Source organism: Dactylosporangium sp. NPDC049140 (genome assembly GCF_040648435.1).
Genome location: NZ_JBEZDS010000042.1, coordinates 16604 through 34171, shown reverse-complemented (window position 1 = coordinate 34171; position 17568 = coordinate 16604). Strand labels below are relative to the sequence as shown.

Sequence of the window (17568 nt, the reverse complement as noted above, 5' to 3'; positions counted from 1 at the left end):
CGTGACCTTGGTCCACCTCCAGCCGCCGCTGCCCGCCGCCCTGCACGTGCTGCACCGCTGGGCGCCGTCCGTGCGCGTCGAGGCGATCGCGGGCAGCGCCCCGATCCAGTGGGTCGCCCCGTGGGACGAGCCCCTGGAGCCGCGCCGGGCGGCGCGGTACGCCCGCCTCGACTCCGCGCCCGACGCGGTCCACCGCCTGCCGCGCTCGGGCAACCGCTTCGCCGTCGACCAGACCGAGCGCGTCGGCGAGCTGGCGGCGTGGCTGCGGGCGTCGGTCGCGCCCCGGCTCCCGCCGCGGGAGTCGCTGGAGCTCGCGGAGCTGCTGCCGTACATCGCGGAGCTGCTCGTCACCTGGGTCGCGGTCGACCCGGACGTCATGCTGCTGGAGTACCCGGGGGAGACGGCCGTCCACCTGCTGCACCGCACCGGCGACCAGACGACCCGCTTCTCGTTCGTGCCGTGCGAGGAGCCACTGCCGACGGACCCGGGCGCGGTGGCCGAGCTGCTGGCGTTCCTGCTGCCGGTGACCGTGTCGGAGGGCGTGCACCTCACCACGACCACGGGGGAGTGGGACCCGGCGGGCCTGGCGCCGATCGAGCGCGACGAGCTGTACCTGCGGCTGGGCCGCGCCGTGTTCGCCTACGGCAACGCGATCGCGCCGCCGGGCCAGGAGCTGGGCCGGCTGGCCGCCCGCCTGCTGCGCGACATCCTCGGGTCGGCGGAGTCGCGGGCCGGTGGCGCGGGGGAGTGGTACCGCGCCGGGCTGCCGGTGCGCCCCTCCTTCGCCGCCGCCGGCCGCCCGGTGCGGCTGGCCTTCCGGGGCTCGCGGCGCACCGCCTACATCGACGCCGGCTACTGCATTGAGGGGGCCGCCAGCAGGTGATCGCGCAGGAGCGGGGCCAGCTCGACGCCGTCCGGGGCGGCCGGGTCGAGCCAGTAGAGCTCCTCGATCTCGGCCAGGGGCTCGACCGGGCCGTGCAGCGGGGCGGTGTACACGTCCGCGTCCACGGTGAAGCCGGCCTCGTTGGCGGCCGGCGCCGTGAACCGGCCCACGTGCCCGAGCTCGGCCGCCTCCACCCGCAGCCCCAGCTCCTCGGCCAGCTCACGCACGAGCGCGTCCGGCGCGGCCTCGCCCGGCTCCAGCTTGCCGCCGGGCTGCATGAAGACCGAGGTGCCGCGCTTGCGTACGAGCAGCCAGCGGCCGGCGGGGTCGCGGAGCACGGCGGCGACGATGCGGATCACGGGCACCCGAAGAGCCTAGCGCCCGGCCGTGCGACGATGGATTGTTCAACGATCCGCCATTGTGCGATGCTGCACAGCGTGACGCGTGCTGCCCCTGCCGGTGACTGGACCCTCGCGCTGGCCGACGACCGGGCCCAGCTCGACCGCGGCGGCTACGGCGAGCGGGTCGCCGACGTGCTGCGCGACCGCATCACACAGGGCGTGTTCCCGCCCGGCACGCGGCTGAGCGAGGAGGCGCTGCGCGAGGCGCTCGGGGTCTCGCGCAACACGCTCCGTGAGGCCTTCCGGCTGCTGTCCCACGAGGGGCTGCTGACGCACGAGTTCAACCGCGGCGTGTTCGTCCGCGAGCTGACCGCCGACGACGTGCGCGACCTGTACGCGATCCGCCGCATCCTGGAGGGGGCCGCGGTGCGCGGGGTGCAGGCCGCACCGCCGGGCGCGCTCGAGCCCATCCGGGAGGCGGTGGAGTCGGCCGAGGAGGCGGCGGCGCGGGGCGCCTGGGTCGAGGTCGGCACCGCGAACATGCGGTTCCACCAGGCCGTGGCGGGCCTGGCGGGCAGCCGCCGGGTGAGCGAGACGGTGCGCCGGCTGCTGGCCGAGCTCCGGCTGGTGTTCCTGGTGATGTCGGCGCCGCGGGAGTTCCACGAGCCGTACCTGCTGACCAACCGCAAGATCTACGAGCTGCTCGCGGCCGGCGACGCCCGGGCCGCCGACAAGGCCCTGGCGGTCTACCTCGACGCGGCCGAGCGGCAGCTGCTGGACGCGTTCGAGGCGTGAGGGCCGGCGCCTACCTGAGGGCGCCGTGCAGGAACAGGTCCACCAGGTCGGCCGCCTCCACGTCCGCCGCGAGCGGTGAGCGGCCCCGGGCGAACATGAAGCCCAGGAACACCTCCGCGGCCGCCGGGGCGGGTATGCGCAGCTGAGCCTGGTCGGGCTGGAACAGCTCCGCGATCGCGGCCTTCGTCGCGGCCTGGGACTCGTCGCGGCGCACCCGCTGGCCGTCCTCGGCGGTGGGCGGGGTGCGCTGCAGCGGCCGGCCGGTCGCGGCGAGCGAGCCGAGCACGGCGCCCATCCGCCCGAAGTGGCCCTGCACCGCCTCGGCCGCCTCGAGCAGGCGGTCGGCGAGGGGCTGCTCCAGCGAGATGGTCTCGAGGTGGTCGACGAGCTGCGTGGGGTCGAGGGCGCGCGCGATGCACGCCTGGAGGAGCTCCTCCTTGTCGGCGAAGACCCGGAAGATCGTGGCCTCCCCGATGCCGGCGGCGCGGGCGATCTGGGCCGTGGTGACGTTGCTGCCGTACTCGGCGACCAGCGGCAACGCGGTCTGCACGATCATCTCGCGGCGCTGCTCGGTGCTCATGCCCGGCGCGCGCCGCCGCGGGGCGTTGGTGTCCGTCATGGCGTCCAGACTACGGAGTGAGTGCTCACTCCGTCAAGCGATTGAAAACCTCCTATTGCTGAATCGTTGAACAATCCTCTACCTTGAGCGGTGAGCCTGGTCTCACGATCCGTTAGGAGCCCACCCATGGCAGAGCGGACAAACCAGCACCACTCGGCACCGCGGCGGGTCATTCTCGCCGCCCTGGTCGGTACCTCACTGGAGTGGTACGACTTCTTCCTCTACGGCTCGGCCGCGGCCCTCGTCTTCGGCAAGCTGTTCTTCCCGTCGTTCGCGAGCATGACGGCCACCCTGCTCGCCTTCGCCACCTACGCCGTGGGCTTCGTGGCCCGGCCGCTCGGCGGGATCGTCTTCGGCCACTTCGGCGACCGCGCCGGGCGCAAGGGCGTGCTCGTCGTGACGCTGGTGCTCATGGGCGGGGCAACCTTCGCCATCGGGCTGCTGCCGACCTACGCCACGTGGGGCGCCGCGGCCCCGATCCTGCTGGTGACGCTGCGGTTCCTGCAGGGCCTCGGCCTCGGCGGCGAGTGGGGCGGCGCGGTGGTGATGACGATGGAGCACGGCTCGGACGAGCGGCGCGGGCTCAACGCGTCGTGGCCGCAGGTCGGGGTGCCGGCGGGGAACCTGCTCGCGGCCGGCGTGCTGTGGGTGCTCAACGCCGTGCAGTCCGACGCCGCGTTCCTGTCGTGGGGCTGGCGGCTGCCGTTCCTGCTCTCCGGCGTGCTCGTGCTCGTCGGCCTGTGGATCCGGTTCGCGGTCGCCGAGTCGCCGCAGTTCGCCGAGGTGCGGACCACCGCGGCGGCGGCCCAGATGCCGCTGGTCGAGGTGCTCGTCAAGCACCCGCGCAGCCTGCTCGTGGCGATGGCGGCCCGGATCGGCACCGACGTCGCGTTCTACGTGTTCACGCTGTACGTGCTGACGTACGTGACCGGCACCGTGAAACTGCCCCGCGGCGTCGCGCTCTCCGCGGTGCTGATCGGCTCCGCGCTGCAGCTCGTGCTCATCCCGCTGTTCGGCGCGCTGTCGGACCGGGTGGGGCGCCGGCCCGTGTACGCGGCCGGCGCGATCGGCGCCGCGCTGTGGGCGTTCGCGTTCTTCCCGCTGCTGGACACCGGCAACCGGGCGGCGATCGTGCTCGCCGTCGTCGTCGCGCTCGTCGCGCACGCGGCCATGTACGGACCGCAGGCCGCCTTCGTGGCCGAGCAGTTCGCCGCGCGCCTGCGCTACTCCGGTGCTTCGATGGGGTACCAGATCGCGGGCATCTTCGGCGGGGCCCTAGCGCCGATCATCGCGGTCAAGCTCGTCGCCTCGACCGGCACCGCGCTCAGCGTCTCGATCTACGTCCTGGCCGCCCTGGCCCTGACCGGCGTCGGCCTCGCCTTCGCCAGGGACGAGCCGCAGCCGAGCCTGCGGCTGGCGGAGGTGGCCCCGTGACGACGCCGATCACCAAGCGGCCCCGCGAGGTCTGGACCGTCTCGATCCTGCTCTTCTGCTTCGGCCTGCTGGGCACCGTGCTGTCGCTGTTCCTCGCCGGGCTGGTCGCCGGCGAGGACGACATCCCGGGCTTCGTCACCTTCGCCGTCTACGCCGGGGCGGTCCTCGCCGCCGCCGAGATCCTCGCCGGGATCTTCGTGTTCCTCGGCCGGGAGTGGGCCCGCCGCATCGCGATCGCGGTGTGTGTCCTCAATGGACTCAGCGGCCTGGTCACGCTCGCGTCCGGCGTCGTGCTCCAGGCGCTGGTCGGCATCGTCGTCAACATCGCGCTCATCGTGAACCTGTCCAAGGACGAGGTGAGGTACTGGTGCCAACCGGACTGAGGCGGCGGGCCCCGCTGGCGGCGGCGGTGGTCGTGGGCGTCATCGCCGTCGCCGGCACCTACGTGTGGCTGCGGCCGGACGGCGAGGCCGAGGGCAACCGGGGGCGCGGCGACTGCGTGCAGATCGAGGTCAGCGCCTCCACCGAGAAGGGCGACCTGCTCGCGGAGCTGGCGTCGCGGTACAACACCGCGGGCCGCGTCTTCGACGGGCACTGCGCCGGGGTCTCGGTGCACAAGAAGACCTCCGGCGCGGCGATGGAGTCCATCGTGGCCGGCTGGAACACCGGCGCCGACGGGCCGGCCCCGCAGGTGTGGGCGCCCTCGTCGTCGCTGTGGCTCGGCCTCGCCCGCGAGCGCGCCACCGGCACCGACCGGGCCGCGCCGCTGGACGACACCCCGGACGCCGACGTGCCCTCGATCGCGCAGAGCCCGCTGACGATCGCCATGCCCAAGCCGATGGCCGAGGCGCTGGGCTGGCCGGGCAAGCCGCTCGGCTGGGCCGACGTGCTCGCCCTCGCGAGCGACCCGCGGGGCTGGGGTGCCTACGGGCACCCGGAGTGGGGCCGGTTCACGCTCGGCAAGGACAACCCGCACCTGTCCACGTCGGGCCTGGCCGCCACCGCCGCGGCGTACTACGCGGCGAGCGGCAAGTCCAGCGACCTCACCGACGCCGACCTGGCCCGGCCGCAGGTGCGCGACTTCGTGCGCGGGGTCGAGGCCAGCGTCGTGCACTACGCCGACGACGCCGTGAAGTTCCTCGGCAACCTGGCCGAGGCCGACGCGCAGGGCCGCTCGACGTCGTACGTCAGCGCGATCGCCATGCAGGAGCAGCTGCTGTACCTGTACGACTCCGGCGCCCCCGACGGCGACCCCGCGCAGGTCGGCAAGGGCCGCCGGCCGAGCGTGCCGCTGGTGGCGATCCACCCGAAGGACGGCACGCTGATGATGGACCACCCGTACGTGGTCCTGGCCTCGGCGACGGCGGAGCAGCGGGCCGCGGCCGCGGACTTCCTCGACTTCCTGCGGCGGCCGGCGCAGCAGCAGCGCTTCGCCGACCTCGGCTTCCGCGACTACCAGGGCCGGGCCGGCACCGCGCTGGCCACGGCGATCGGGCTGCCCGCGAGCGAGCCGGCGCTGTCGCTCATCGACCCGCCGGCCCCGCAGATCCTGTCCCGCATGCTGGCCGGCTGGGACGACCTGCGCAAGAAGGCGCGGGTGCTGCTCGTCATGGACGTCTCCGGCTCGATGAACGAGCCGGCCGGCGGCGGGCGGACCCGGCTGGAGGCCGCGAAGGCCGCCGCGATCGAGGGGCTCAAGCGGCTGCACCCCGACGACGAGGTGTCGCTGTGGCAGTTCTCGACCGAGGAGGCCGGGGGCCCGCGGCCGTACGCCGAGGTCGTCCCCTTCGGCCCGATGCGCGACAACCAGAGGCTGCTCACCACGGCGATCCAGGGCCTGCACCCCGAGGGCGGCACGGCCCTGTACACGACCGTCCGGGCCGCCCAGCAGAGCATGGTCCAGGGGTACGCGACCGACCGGATCAACGCGATCGTGCTGCTGACCGACGGCAAGAACGAATACCCGCGCGACAACGACCTCAACGCGCTGCTGCGCGACGTCAACGCCGACAGCCTGGAGCGCTCGGTGCGGGTCTTCGCGATCGCGTTCGGCGACAAGTCCGACCTCAAGACCCTGTCGAGCATCGCGCGCTCGTCGCGGGCCGCGGCCTACGACGCCCGCAACCCGTCGAGCATCAACGACGTCTTCGTCTCGGTGCTGAGCAACTTCTGACGCCGGGCATTGCCCCGGGTGGATATTCTCGCGGCTGCCGGCGGTGCGCGCCGGCGCCGCGGGGGAGGCGGTCGGGATGAAATACCTGCGGGGGTTGCTGGCCGCCGCCGTCGTGGCCGGCACGGGCGGGCTGTGTGTCTGGGCGGGGCACGTCGGCTCCACCGGCTGGTGGCGCGGGATCGCGACGCTGGCCATCGGTGCCGTCGCCATCCTGGTGCTGACGTTCGTCGTGCCGGTGATCGCGCTGGAGGACTCGGCCGACGCCGGCTGCGCGATCGCGTTCCCGGCCGTGGTGCTCGTCGCGGCCCTGGTCTGGCTCACCGGCATCGACATCGAGGTGCACTCGGGGCAGTGGCAGGCCGTCGTGGTCATGGACAAGGACTGCCAGTCCTCCGACAGCGGGTGCGCGTGGCGGTACCGCGTGAGCGACCTCAAGACCGAGCGCGACCTCGGCTGGATCTACTGCGACGACGACCGCCTCAACCCGGGCGACCACACCCGCGTGCACGCCGAGCCGTCCGGCCGGTACCGGGGGAACCTGGAGCCGTGCGCGCACACCTCGCACGGCTGGACCAACGCCCTGCGCGTCGTGCAGGGCCTGTGGGGGCTGGCGATGCTGGCCGCCTTCGGCCTGGCGGTGTTCGGCTACGACGACTTCTGAGCGGAGCGCCCCAGCCGGCGCAGCACCGTCCACTGGGGCTCGAACGTGAAGCCGAGCGACTCCTTGGCCTCGCGGGCCCCCTTGCCGGCCAGCACCAGCGGGCGCCCGGCGTCGAGCAGGTCGCGCAGCTGCCGGCTGAACTGGTCGAACCACAGGCCGGTGCGGCGGTCGCCCAGCGGGGGCGCGCCCCACGGGCCCAGCAGCGGCGCGACCGGGTGGTCGAACATCGCCGTCGCCGCGATCAGGGTGCCGTCGGGCTCCTTGTACGTCAGCATGCGCACGTCCGGCAGGCCGAGCATGGTCGTGAACAGCCGCAGGGACCACATGCGCAGCGGCGGCCAGCGCCGGGTGTGGTTGCGCCGGGCCGCGTCGGCGGTGAGCCGGTGCAGCTCGGCCAGGTCGACGCCCGACTCGGCCGGCGGGCCCGACCAGACCACGGTGTCCGGGTCGGCGTCGATGCGCCGCAGCAGCCGGCGCTGGTCGCCCCGGCGCGACTTGCTCAGCGAGGCCAGGTACTCCTCGTAGCCGCCGAACCGGTTGCGCAGCACGGCGACCGGGGCCCCGGCCCGCACGAGCGTGACGCCGGGCAGGAACACGGGCAGCTCGGTGCGGTACACCTGGCGATAGGCGACCGCGGGGACCCTCGGCCCGAACTCGGCCCGCACGGCCCGCTCGAACGCGAGCACCGCCGCGCCCAGCAGCTCCGGCCCCGGGCGGCCGGCCGGGTCCAGCGTGCCCGGCAGCCCGTCGGGCAGGCCCAGGCCGGGCAGCGCGCCGATCGCCGGGTGCTCGACGTCGGCCACGCCCGCCAGCACCCGGCGCCGGCCCAGCCCGTGCACGCGCGCCCCGGCCAGCCCGATCGGCCGGCCGCCGGCGCGGAACACCCCGGCGATCACGCCGCCGCCGCGCTCGGCCGCGATCGTGTGGATCACCGGCCAGTCCCACAGGTGGTGCAGGCCCGCGTGCCGGATCGCCTCGGCCCAGCCCGGCGGCGGCGTGGGGGAGAGCGGGTCGGCGAGCTCGAGGACGAGCTCGGATGCGGATGCTTCAATGGCGGCATGCGCGCTCGCACGGTCGCCCTGCTGCTCGCCGGACGCGGAGCCGGGCGGCTGGCCCAGTACGGCGCCGGGTTCGCGCTGCTGGCCGTGTGGGGGCCGGACGAGTTCGCGGGCTACGCGGCGGCGGTCGGCGTCGGGCTGTGGGCCTTCGCCCTGGCCGCCACCGGCGTGGAGCGGTCCGCCCTGGTCACGCTGGCCGGCGTCGGCCCCGCCGACCCCGGCCGCCGCGCCCTGGAGGGGATGTTCGCCGCGCTCGGCCTGCTCCCGTTCGCGCTGTCGCTGGCGGCGTGCGCGGCGGCCGGGCTGCTGGACCCCGGGGGCGCCGCCCCGCGGTACGCCGCCGGGATCGCGTTCATGACCGGCACCGGCGCCCTGGCCGTGCTCGTCGCCCTGCTGCGGCTGCGCGGCCGCCCCGGCGCCGACCCGGCCGCCTACGCCGTGCTCTCGGCCGGGTACGGCGCCGCGGTCGCCCTCGCCGCGCTGGCCGGGTTCGGCGCCGGCGGGGTGCTCGCGCTGCTCATCGGCGTCACCGCCGCGATCGTCGCCGTGCTGCTGGCCGTGCTGCGGCCCGCGTGGCGCGGAGCCGGGCGCGCGGCCGTCCTCGCCGCCGTGCGCACCGGGGGGCTGTTCGCCGCCGGCGACGTGCTCGGCAACGCCGCCGTCTCCGTCCTGTACGCCGAGCTGGCCGCCCTCGCCCCCGCCGCCCAGGGCAGCCTGCTGTACGTCGGGCTCACCGTCTCGGTCGCGCTCGGCGCGCTGAGCAACTACGTCCTGCGGCTCTGGCAACCTGCGATCCTCGTCTGGTTGGCGGCCGACCCGGCCGGCTCGCCGGCCCGGGTGCGGCGCGCGCTCGTCGTGGCGGGCGGGGCCGGGGTGGTCGCGACGGTCGCGGCCGGCCTGGCCGGGCACCTGGTCGTCGCGCTCGCGGTGGAGATCGGCACGTTCCTGGCGGTGTCGGGCGCGGCCTTCGTGGTGGAGAGCATCGACGACCGGGCCCGGCTCAACTCGGCGCTGAGCGCCCTGGCCGGGCTGGGCGTCGTGGCCGTCGCCGGGCTGCTGCTCATCCCGGGCGGCGGCGCGGCCGGTGCCCTGGTGGCGCTGGCCGCCGGCTGGCTCGCGCGGGTGCCGTGGCTGTTCACGGCGGCCCGCCGCCCGGCGGCTCCGGCGCCGCGGGCCGATACCGCGAGCGCACCAGGCGGGCCTTCCCGCCCGGCGTGAGTTCGAGCCGGTCGATGCGCCGGAAGTGCAGCGGCAGGTCGAAGCCGAGCAGGTCGCGCAGCATCGCGCGGACGCCGTCGCACACCTCGGCGAAGCCGAGCCCGGCCGCCGGGTCCAGCTGCAGCGAGACCGTCACGTCGCCGGCCTCGTCCTGGCGCACCGAGAACTCGGCGATGCCCGGCTGCTTGAGCGTCACGGCCGCGAACGCGCCGAAGTAGACGACGGTACCGTCGCGCAGCACCAGGCTGTCCTCGATGCGCCCGTCGAGCAGGCGCATCCGGCCGAACCGGCTGCCGCACGGGCACGCGCCGGGCACCTCGGCGACGCGGTCGTCGATGCGGTACCGCACCAGCGGCATCGCCCGCTCGCGGAAGTGCGTCACGACGGCCACGCCGGGCGTCCCGGGCGGCACCGGGCGCCCGTCGTCCGGGTCGACCACCTCGAACACGACCCGGTCCGCGTCGACGTGCATGGACCCGTGCCGGCACTCGGTGGCGATGGTGAGCACCTCGAACGCCGAGTACTCGTCGCGCACCGGCACCCCGAAGCCCTCGGTGAGCAGCGCCCGCGTCTCGGCGGTGAGCAGCTCCGACTCGCTGAGGACCAGCCGCAGCGAGCGCCGCAGCCGGGCGAGCTCCTCCGGGCTCAGCTCGCGCAGCACGGCGCGCAGCATCACCGGGTAGCCCATCAGCACGCCGGGCCGCAGCGCCAGGACGGCCTCGGCCAGCTCCCGGCCGGGCCGCCCGGCGTGGACCACGGTGCGCCGGAACAGCCCGAAGCGCTGGAACCACCGGCTCGGCCGGGGGAACGGCTTCAGGTGCGCGATCGTCCACCAGGGACGGCAGCCGGCCCGCAGGAACCGGCGCAGCAGGGTGGCGCCGTGGTAGCCGTAGGCGCCGGCGTCGTGGCGCACCTTGAGCACCGAGCCGGTCGAGCCGGCGGTGGTGTCGGTCTGGAACCAGCCGCGCTCGGGGGCGTGGAACCGCTCGGGCCGCGCGCGCACCTCGGCCTTGCCGACGATGGGCAGGCGCGCGAGGTCGGCCAGGCGCGCCAGCGGGCGCGCGTAGGCGGGGTCGCGGTAGTGCTCGACGTCGGCGCGGGCGGCCGCGAGCATGGCGTTGACCCCGTCGAGCCGGCGGCGTTCGATCGCCGCCGCGGACCGCCGCGGCGCGACAAGCGCGGCGGCGACGTACCACAGCTCGCGAACGGCGACCGCCGCACCCTGGCTCATGCGGTCCATCGCAGTGACGATCAATGTCAATATCAAGGCCCCGGTCGCATTCCCGACCCAAACGATCGATAAGGAAGATCATGATCGATGATCTGCACGACGAAGGGCTGCTCGACGTCGGCGACGGGCACCGGATGTACTACACGGTCGGCGGCAACCCGGCCGGCGTGCCCGCGCTCGTCGTGCACGGCGGCCCGGGCTCGGGCTCCTCGCCCGGCGCGCGGCGGCTCTTCGACCCCGGCCGGTACCGGATCGTGCAGTTCGACCAGCGCATGTGCGGCCGCAGCACCCCGCACGCGAGCGAGCCGGGGGCCGACCTGAGCGCGAACACCACCGGCCACCTCCTGGCCGACATGGAGCGGCTGCGGGAGCACCTCGGCGTCGAGCGCTGGCTGCTGTACGGCGGGAGCTGGGGCTCGACCCTCATCCTGGCCTACGCCGAGCGCCACCCGGACCGGGTCGCGGCCGTCGTGCTCGCCGGCGTCACCACGGGCTCGCGGGCCGAGCTGGAGTGGCTGTACCGCGGCGTCGGCCGGTTCGTGCCCGAGCAGTGGCACCGGTTCAGCGCCTTCGCCGGGCACGCCGACGACCTCCCCGCCGCCTACGACCGCCTCATGGCCGACCCGGCGACCCGCGATCGCGCCGCGCGGGAGTGGGTCACCTGGGAGGACGCGGTCATCGCCCATGAGGCGCAGGGCAAGCCGAATGCGTACAGCGATCGCCCGCCCCGGGCCCTGCTCGCCTTCGTGCGCATCTGCACCCACTACTTCGCCCGCGGCTGTTTCCTCGACGGCGTCGACCTCGTCGCCGGGGCCGCGCGGCTGGCCGGCGTGCCGGGCGTGCTCATCCACGGCCGGCTCGACCTCGGCGGCCCGCTCAAGAACGCCTGGCGGCTGTCGCGCGCCTGGCCCGGCAGCGAGCTGGTCGTGGTCGGCGACGGGCACACCGGCGGGCCCGCGACCGCCGCGGCGATCCGGGCGGCCCTGAACCGCGTCATCTGACCCGTTCCACCACGATTCGTCCGGCGTACGCCACCGAGTCATCGAGCATCGTCGACGCATTCCTACATTCGCGTCCGTCAATCGACGGTTCGCACGTTAGGGATGCCCATGAATCACCGGATCAGGACGGCCGGGCTCGCGCTGGCCACGGCGGCGGCCGCGACCCTCGCCGCGCTCGACTTCGCGGCCCCAGCGCGGGCGGCGGTCACCCCCGCGGCGCTGGCGCTGCGCTGGGCGCCGATCCACTACCCGGACGTCGACCAGACCGGTGCGCACGCGATCGGCGGCCGGGCCGACTACCTCAGCAAGGTCGACTACGACGGCGACCTCGTGGGCCGCAACAACTGGGAGCACGCGCCGGGCTACGCGCTGCGGGCCTACGTGTACTACTCGGTGGTCGAGACGGGCACCCACTGGTACCTCACCTACATGTTCTTCCACCCGCGCGACTGGATCGACCACCCGTTCTTCGAGGGTGAGCACGAGAACGACGCCGAGGGCGTGCTCCTCGCGGTCGAGAAGGACGGCTCCGCCTACGGCGTGCTGCGCGCCGCGGTGACCGTCGCGCACAGCGACTTCTACTCGTTCACCCCGGCCGGGAGCGGCTGGACCAACGGCGGCGAGACCATCGACGGCACGCTGTCCCTCGCCGCGTCGCCGCACGACGGCTTCCAGCATCCGGTGACCGCGCAGGAGGCGCACGGGCACGGGCTCAAGGCGTGGCCGTACTTCGACATCGACAACAACGGCAACGGCGACGGCATCGTGTACTACCCGTCGGCGACCACCGCCGAGGTGCCCTCCAGCGCCAACGACCGCGACGTGCAGTACCAGCTGATCGACCTCCTCGCGCCAGGCGGCCTGTGGGCGCAGCGCGCGAACCCGAGCCTGTTCGCGGGCTACGGCACGTTCGCGGGCGACGACACGAACACCGGCGCGGACAGCTGCGGCAACGGCACCTGGGACTGCACCACCGACTGCGAACGCGCCGTGGGGCTGGGACGACGGCAACGACGTGCCCGGCCGCGGCGAGCTCGCGACCGACCCGGCGCACGTCGCCGCCGCGTACTTCACCGTCCCCGGCTCGCTGGCGCGGACGTACACCTCGAACGGGTACACCGCGGGTTAAGAATTGACAGAACCGGCGGCTCCGATTGCATCGATGACGCTTGACTGGTCCGTTGAGTTGTGTGCATCTTTGACGGAACCTGAGCGTTTCCCCCCGAGCATCGGAGCCGCCACCGATGACCAGACGCCTGCTCGCCGGCCTCGTCGCCGCCGGGCTCCTAGCCGCGCTCGCGCCCGCCGTTCCCGCCGCGGCCGCGATCCCCGAGTACGCCACCGCCGAGGCCGGCAACCCGTTCGCCGACGGGTGGTACGCCGACCCCGACATCGCGGTCTACAACAACACCTACTGGGTCTACCCGACCACGTCGAAGAGCTACGCCGAGCAGACGTACCTCGACGCCTTCTCCAGCACCGACCTGGTCACCTGGACCAAGCACCCGAACGTGCTCACCACCGCGAACGTCCCCTGGGCGTCGTACGCGGTGTGGGCCCCGGCCCCGATCCAGCGCAACGGCAGGTACTACCTGTACTTCGCCGCCAACGACATCCAGACCAGCTCCGCCCTGGGCGGCATCGGCGTCGCCGTCGCCGACAACCCGGCCGGCCCCTACCGCGACGCGCTGGGCAAGCCGCTCATCGGGCAGTACTACAACGGCGCCCAGCCCATCGACCAGGACGTCTTCATCGACGACGACGGGCAGGCCTACATCTACTACGGCGGGCACGGCCACGCCAACGTCGCCCGGCTGGGCGCCGACATGACAAGCATCGGCACGTTCCCCGACGGCAGCACCTACAAGGAGATCACGCCGTCCGGGTACGTCGAGGGCCCCCAGATGTTCAAGCGCAACGGCAAGTACTACCTGATGTGGTCCGAGGGCGCCTGGACCGGCCCGGACTACTCGGTGTCGTACGCGATCGCGAACTCCCCGACCGGCCCGTTCACGCGGCTGGACAAGGTCCTCGCGCAGGACCCGGCGGTCGCGAAGGGCTCCGGGCACAACTCGGTCGTCAACGTGCCGGGCACCGACACGTGGTACATCTTCTACCACCGCCGGCCGCTGAGCGAGACCGACGGCAACCACCGCCAGCTCGCCTACGACCGCATGAACTTCAACGCCGACGGCACCATCCAGCGCGTCACCATGCGGGTCAAGGACAACTTCGGCGACGCCAACGCGCTGGGCTGGAAGACGTACGGCGGCAGCTTCTCCGCCGTCAACGGCCGCTACGAGGCCGGCAGCTCGCTGGGCGGCAAGGCGTTGCTGGACACCAACTTCGGCGACTTCACCTACGACGCCGACGTGACCGTCACCGCCGGCTCGGGCGACGCGGGCCTGGTGTTCCGGGCCACGGGCGCGGCGACCGGCACGGATGCGTACAGCGGCTACTACGCCGGGATCAGCCCGGCCGGGCGGGTCGTGCTGGGCCGGGCCGCGAACAACTGGACCCAGCTCGGCACGGCGAGCCTCACCGTGGCCGTGGGCACGACCTACCACCTGCGGGTGACCGCGGTCGGATCGTCGCTCAAGGTGTACGTCGACGACCTGGCCACGCCGCGGATCAGCGTGACGGACGCGACCTACGCCTCCGGGGCCGACGGCGTGCGGGTCTTCAACGCCGCGGCCGCGTTCGACAACGTGGCCGTCGGCGCGCCGGCCGGGCCCGGGACGAACCTCGCCCAGGGCCGCCCGGCGACCGGCTCGACGCCGTGCGCGGCGTCGGAGGGCCCGGAGAAGGCGGTCAACGGCAGCGTCACCGGGGGCAACTCCGACAAGTTCTGCTCGTCGCTCGCGGGGCCCTGGCTGCAGGTCGACCTCGGCGCGACGAAGAGCATCTCCCGGTTCGAGGTCGCGCACGCTCAGGCCGGCGGGGAGTCGGCCGCGTACAACACCAGGGCCTTCACCATCGCGGTGTCCAACGACGGCACGACGTGGACCCAGGCGGTCGGCGTCACGAACAACACCGCCGCGAACACGACGCACCCGGTCAGCGGGGTCTCCGGGCGGTACGTGCGCCTCACCGCCGGCACCCCGACGCAGGGTGCCGACGGCGCGGCGCGCATCTACGAGCTGCGCGTGTTCTGAGCGTTCGCTCGGCGCGTTCTGAGCACTCGCTCAGCGCGCGCTGAGCGCTCGCTCAGCGTGGATAACGGTGTACGGCGTGGACGCCGGCCGGGTTCGAGGGCAGGCCGTCGAGGAGGTTCTCGAGGCGCTTGACCATCGGGTCGTCGGCGTCCGCGTCGTAGTCCTCGGGGCGGGTCTGGTCGCGGCCGGGCCGCACCCGGGCGGCGCGCAGCAGCAGCGTGCCGAGCACGGCGACCGCGAGGTTCACGGCGAGGGCGACGATCCCGACGTACACCGGCCAGCCGGCGATCGTGGTGATCGAGCCGCCGAAGTGGGCCTTGGCGATGGTGCCGCCCGGACCCGGCTGCGGGATGCGGTACAACATCACGAGCCCGGCCCCGAGGCCCACGACGAGCCCGGCGATGAGCGCCAGGCGGTGGAACCAGCCGGTTACCAGGCCCACGAGGCCGGCCGGGATGGTCTGCAGGATGATGACCCCGCCGATCAGCTGCAGGTCGACCGAGAACGCCGGGTCGAGCAGCAGGATGCAGCCGACCGCGCCGACCTTCACCACCAGCGACGTCCAGCGGCTGACCCGCGCCTCCTCGGCCGGGGCGGCGCCCGGGCGCAGGTAGGCACGGTAGATCGAGCGCGTGAACGCGTTCGCGGCGGCGATGGACATGACCGCGGCCGGGATGAGCGCGGCGATGCCGAACGCGGCCAGCGCGATGCCCGACGACCACGGCGGGAAGAGGGCGTGGAACAGCTGCGGCATGACGGTGTTGAGGTCGTGGCCGACCGGGAGCACGCCCTGCGACAGTGCGAAGAAGCCGAGCATCCCCATGAGCCCGAGCACCAGGCAGTAGATCGGCAGCGCGGCGGTGTTGCGCTGCACCGTCGAGCGGTCCTTCGCGGCGAGCATCGTCGTGAGCGCGTGCGGGTACACGAAGATCGACAGCGCGGAGCCGATGACCATGGTCAGGTAGGCGCTCTGCCCGGCCGACCCGCCCAGCAGCAGCCCGTCGGACGGCGACGGGGTCGCGGCGAAGTGCGCGCCGGCCCGCCGGAACGACTCGCCCCAGCCGCCGTTCATGGCCACGATCAGCAGCGCGGCCACGACGACCCAGCCCAGCAGCACGTCCTTGGCGATGGACAGCAGCGCGGGCGCGCGCAGGCCGGAGCGGAACGTGCACAGCGCCACCACCGTGACCGCGGCCAGCAGCGGCCACTCGCCCCGCATCCCGACCGTCTGCAGCACCGCCTGCAACGCGCTGAGCTGCACGGCGATGTACGGCATGGTGGCCGCGATCCCGGTGAGTGCGACGGCCGCGCCCAGCCCGCGGGAGCCGAAGCGGGCGGCGGCGAACTCCCCGGGCGTCACGAACCCGTGCCGGTGCGCGACCGACCAGGCCCGTGTGGTGAAGATGAACGACAGCGGCGTGGTGAGCGTCGCGAACGGGATGGCGAAGAAGCCCATCGCGCCGACGCCGTAGGTGAGGGCGGGCACGGCGACGAAGGTGTATGCGCTGTACATGCTCCCGCCGAGCAGGAACCACGTCGTCCAGTTGCCGAAGGCCCGGCCGCCGACGCCCCACTCCTCGAGGCTGTGGATGTCCCGCGGCCGCCGCCAGCGCGCCGCGCCGACGCCGAGCAGCAGCATCGCGATCATGAGCCCGACGAAGACGGCGGACTCGACCCCGCCGTTCATCGGTGGAACTCCTGCCGGCGGTTACGCAGGTGCACCCCAGCGATGATCAGCATGGCGAGCAGGACGCAGGCCATCTGGTACCAGTAGAAGAACGGCACGCCCCACAGCGCCGGGTCGGCACGGTCGTACAGGGGTGTGAGCAGCGGCGCGACCGTAGGTATGACCAGTAACCAGTAGCCGGAGCGGCGGCGGGCGGGCGGTGCCATCGGGCCTCCTATGGATCGGGGGGTGTGGCGCGATGGTACTGGCAAGTAACTTCACGCGACAGGCCCGTTCACGTGCGCTGCGGCAAGTACCGTGCGCCCGTCGCGGTACTCCTGGAAGATCGCCTTGCGGCTCCTCCGGGCCTCGTCGGCGTCCACATCGGAGCGGAACCGCCAGTTCGGTTCGTCCATTTGTGCGCGTGTGTGCACCAGGTCGCCAAGAACGAGCAGCCGCCGGTCGGTACCGTTGTCCGTGACGAGCACGCTCGTGTGCCCGGGTGTGTGCCCCGGCGTGGGGATCGCGTGCAGATTCGGGTGGTCGAGGCGCTCACGGCGCTGTTCGATGTGCGCGAGCACGCGGTCGGGGTCGGGCCCGACGCCGCCGGGGTGGTTGCTCCAGTAGTCCCATTCGCGCTGGTCGACGGCGTAGCGGGCGCGGGGGAAGGCGCCGACCCAGCCCACGTGGTCGCGGTGCAGGTGGGTGAGCACGACGAGGTCAACCTCTTCGGGCGCGACCGTGAGTTTGCGGAGATTCTCGATCAGCGCGCCGTCGTGCTCCCTTTCGTTTCCGCTCCTTCCCAGGCCGGCATCGATGAGAATCGTGTCGCTCGATGTGCGAATGAGGAACGCCCCGACGCGCGCAACCACGTTGCCGTGCGGGTCGAGCAGGTGGCGGTGCGGCCCCCAGTCACTGCCGGGAAAGAACTCCTCGGCCGCCCCACGGACCTCGCCGTCCGCGACAAACTCAACGCGCGTGTCGCCAATTTCAAAGAGCGTTTCACCGATCTCCACGCCCTAAACCCTCGGCCGATTCATCCTTTGCGCACAAGTACGCACTTGCAAGTGCGTCCACACTTACAACCACACACGGCAGCCGTCGCCAGTCCGGTCGAACCACGGTCCGCACAGCCGTACGCACTGACAAGCGCGCCCATGGTCGATCCTGTGCGTGGTCCCTCACTTCCGACTGCTCCCCGTCGGGTCGGACCGCGGTCTGCGCGGACGTACGGACTTACACCTGCCGCGTCGTTGGTCGATTTTGTGCGTGGTCCCTCGCTTCCGGCGGCTGCCCGTCGGGTCGGACTGTGGGCTGCGCGGACGTACGGACT

16 protein-coding genes and 1 pseudogene are annotated in these 17568 nt (G+C 73.4%); 10 read left to right on the top strand and 7 right to left on the bottom strand.

The genetic code is table 11. The features are described from left to right. Position 1 precedes the first annotated feature (1 nt). Positions 2-883 carry a hypothetical protein gene (locus AB0B76_RS43705; protein WP_360387192.1) on the top strand — a complete coding sequence of 294 codons (882 nt, stop codon included), beginning with the start codon at positions 2-4 and terminating at the stop codon, positions 881-883. Here the strand turns inward: AB0B76_RS43705 and AB0B76_RS43700 are convergent. After that, positions 853-1248: an NUDIX domain-containing protein gene (locus tag AB0B76_RS43700; RefSeq protein WP_360387190.1), complete on the bottom strand. Its 396-nt coding sequence runs from the start codon at positions 1246-1248 to the stop codon at positions 853-855. The two genes, AB0B76_RS43705 and AB0B76_RS43700, sit on opposite strands and share 31 nt — an antisense overlap. A 72-nt stretch (positions 1249-1320) precedes the next feature. Here AB0B76_RS43700 and AB0B76_RS43695 point away from each other — a divergent pair, with 72 nt between their 5' ends. Further along, on the top strand, positions 1321-2019 hold the full coding sequence (locus tag AB0B76_RS43695; protein ID WP_360387188.1) for a GntR family transcriptional regulator: 699 nt from the start codon (positions 1321-1323) through the stop codon (positions 2017-2019). Positions 2020-2029: 10 nt separating this feature from the next. On the opposite strand, the gene AB0B76_RS43690 is transcribed toward AB0B76_RS43695, so the two are convergent. Next, positions 2030-2638: a TetR/AcrR family transcriptional regulator gene (locus AB0B76_RS43690; RefSeq protein ID WP_360387185.1), complete on the bottom strand. Its 609-nt coding sequence runs from the start codon at positions 2636-2638 to the stop codon at positions 2030-2032. A 126-nt stretch (positions 2639-2764) separates the two neighbouring features. Between AB0B76_RS43690 and AB0B76_RS43685 the strand changes: the two genes are divergently transcribed. The 4 genes from AB0B76_RS43685 (at position 2765) to AB0B76_RS43670 (ending at position 6906) form a co-directional block, all read left to right on the top strand. Continuing rightward, positions 2765-4072: an MFS transporter gene (locus tag AB0B76_RS43685; protein WP_360387183.1), complete on the top strand. Its 1308-nt coding sequence runs from the start codon at positions 2765-2767 to the stop codon at positions 4070-4072. Continuing rightward, positions 4069-4455, top strand: coding sequence for a hypothetical protein (locus AB0B76_RS43680; protein ID WP_360387181.1), 387 nt, complete (start codon positions 4069-4071; stop codon positions 4453-4455). Before AB0B76_RS43685 ends, AB0B76_RS43680 begins: the two co-directional genes overlap by 4 nt. Continuing rightward, positions 4440-6245: an extracellular solute-binding protein gene (locus AB0B76_RS43675; protein WP_360387178.1), complete on the top strand. Its 1806-nt coding sequence runs from the start codon at positions 4440-4442 to the stop codon at positions 6243-6245. Before AB0B76_RS43680 ends, AB0B76_RS43675 begins: the two co-directional genes overlap by 16 nt. Before the next feature lie 76 nt (positions 6246-6321). Then, positions 6322-6906: a hypothetical protein gene (locus AB0B76_RS43670; RefSeq protein ID WP_360387175.1), complete on the top strand. Its 585-nt coding sequence runs from the start codon at positions 6322-6324 to the stop codon at positions 6904-6906. On the opposite strand, the gene AB0B76_RS43665 is transcribed toward AB0B76_RS43670, so the two are convergent. After that, positions 6891-7838, bottom strand: coding sequence for a hypothetical protein (locus AB0B76_RS43665; RefSeq protein ID WP_360387173.1), 948 nt, complete (start codon positions 7836-7838; stop codon positions 6891-6893). The genes AB0B76_RS43670 and AB0B76_RS43665 overlap by 16 nt on opposite strands. A gap of 126 nt (positions 7839-7964) precedes the next feature. On the opposite strand from AB0B76_RS43665, the gene AB0B76_RS43660 reads away from it, so the two are divergent. After that, positions 7965-9182 carry a hypothetical protein gene (locus AB0B76_RS43660; RefSeq protein ID WP_360387171.1) on the top strand — a complete coding sequence of 406 codons (1218 nt, stop codon included), beginning with the start codon at positions 7965-7967 and terminating at the stop codon, positions 9180-9182. Here AB0B76_RS43660 and AB0B76_RS43655 read toward each other — a convergent pair. Further along, the gene (locus AB0B76_RS43655) at positions 9100-10413 is read right to left on the bottom strand and encodes a hypothetical protein (RefSeq protein WP_360387168.1); all 1314 of its coding nucleotides are present in this window, start codon (positions 10411-10413) and stop codon (positions 9100-9102) included. The two genes, AB0B76_RS43660 and AB0B76_RS43655, sit on opposite strands and share 83 nt — an antisense overlap. 80 nt (positions 10414-10493) lie before the next feature. On the opposite strand from AB0B76_RS43655, the gene pip reads away from it, so the two are divergent. The 3 genes and pseudogenes from pip to AB0B76_RS43640 all read left to right on the top strand — a co-directional run. Beyond that, positions 10494-11414 (top strand): prolyl aminopeptidase, encoded by a 921-nt coding sequence (pip, locus tag AB0B76_RS43650; protein ID WP_360387165.1) that lies wholly within the window; start codon positions 10494-10496, stop codon positions 11412-11414. A gap of 108 nt (positions 11415-11522) precedes the next feature. Next, positions 11523-12587, top strand: coding sequence for a hypothetical protein (locus AB0B76_RS43645; RefSeq protein ID WP_360387162.1), 1065 nt, complete (start codon positions 11523-11525; stop codon positions 12585-12587). A 191-nt stretch (positions 12588-12778) separates the two neighbouring features. Next, positions 12779-14569 (top strand): annotated as a pseudogene (locus tag AB0B76_RS43640) (family 43 glycosylhydrolase); the annotation flags it as partial. Between the two features lie 52 nt (positions 14570-14621). Here the strand turns inward: AB0B76_RS43640 and AB0B76_RS43635 are convergent. Genes AB0B76_RS43635 through AB0B76_RS43625 form a run of 3 tightly spaced genes read right to left on the bottom strand, consistent with a single transcriptional unit; the run spans position 14622 to position 17251 of the window. Further along, complete coding sequence (locus AB0B76_RS43635; protein WP_360387160.1) at positions 14622-16256, bottom strand: sodium:solute symporter family protein; 1635 nt, start codon at positions 16254-16256, stop codon at positions 14622-14624. Continuing rightward, the gene (locus tag AB0B76_RS43630; RefSeq protein ID WP_360387158.1) at positions 16253-16462 is read right to left on the bottom strand and encodes a DUF3311 domain-containing protein; all 210 of its coding nucleotides are present in this window, start codon (positions 16460-16462) and stop codon (positions 16253-16255) included. The genes AB0B76_RS43635 and AB0B76_RS43630 overlap by 4 nt, the downstream gene beginning before the upstream one ends. A 51-nt stretch (positions 16463-16513) precedes the next feature. After that, positions 16514-17251 carry an MBL fold metallo-hydrolase gene (locus AB0B76_RS43625; RefSeq protein WP_360387155.1) on the bottom strand — a complete coding sequence of 246 codons (738 nt, stop codon included), beginning with the start codon at positions 17249-17251 and terminating at the stop codon, positions 16514-16516. Positions 17252-17568 lie beyond the last annotated feature (317 nt).

What these genes read in the sequence shown, in the direction of transcription:
- AB0B76_RS43690 (WP_360387185.1), bottom strand. Translation starts at nt 2,638, where the DNA reads ATGACGGACACCAACGCCCCGCGGCGGCGCGCGCCGGGCATGAGCACC.
- AB0B76_RS43685 (WP_360387183.1), top strand. Translation starts at nt 2,765, where the DNA reads ATGGCAGAGCGGACAAACCAGCACCACTCGGCACCGCGGCGGGTCATT.
- AB0B76_RS43670 (WP_360387175.1), top strand. Translation starts at nt 6,322, where the DNA reads ATGAAATACCTGCGGGGGTTGCTGGCCGCCGCCGTCGTGGCCGGCACG.
- AB0B76_RS43660 (WP_360387171.1), top strand. Translation starts at nt 7,965, where the DNA reads ATGCGCGCTCGCACGGTCGCCCTGCTGCTCGCCGGACGCGGAGCCGGG.
- AB0B76_RS43655 (WP_360387168.1), bottom strand. Translation starts at nt 10,413, where the DNA reads ATGAGCCAGGGTGCGGCGGTCGCCGTTCGCGAGCTGTGGTACGTCGCC.
- pip (WP_360387165.1), top strand. Translation starts at nt 10,494, where the DNA reads ATGATCGATGATCTGCACGACGAAGGGCTGCTCGACGTCGGCGACGGG.
- AB0B76_RS43645 (WP_360387162.1), top strand. Translation starts at nt 11,523, where the DNA reads ATGAATCACCGGATCAGGACGGCCGGGCTCGCGCTGGCCACGGCGGCG.
- AB0B76_RS43635 (WP_360387160.1), bottom strand. Translation starts at nt 16,256, where the DNA reads ATGAACGGCGGGGTCGAGTCCGCCGTCTTCGTCGGGCTCATGATCGCG.
- AB0B76_RS43630 (WP_360387158.1), bottom strand. Translation starts at nt 16,462, where the DNA reads ATGGCACCGCCCGCCCGCCGCCGCTCCGGCTACTGGTTACTGGTCATA.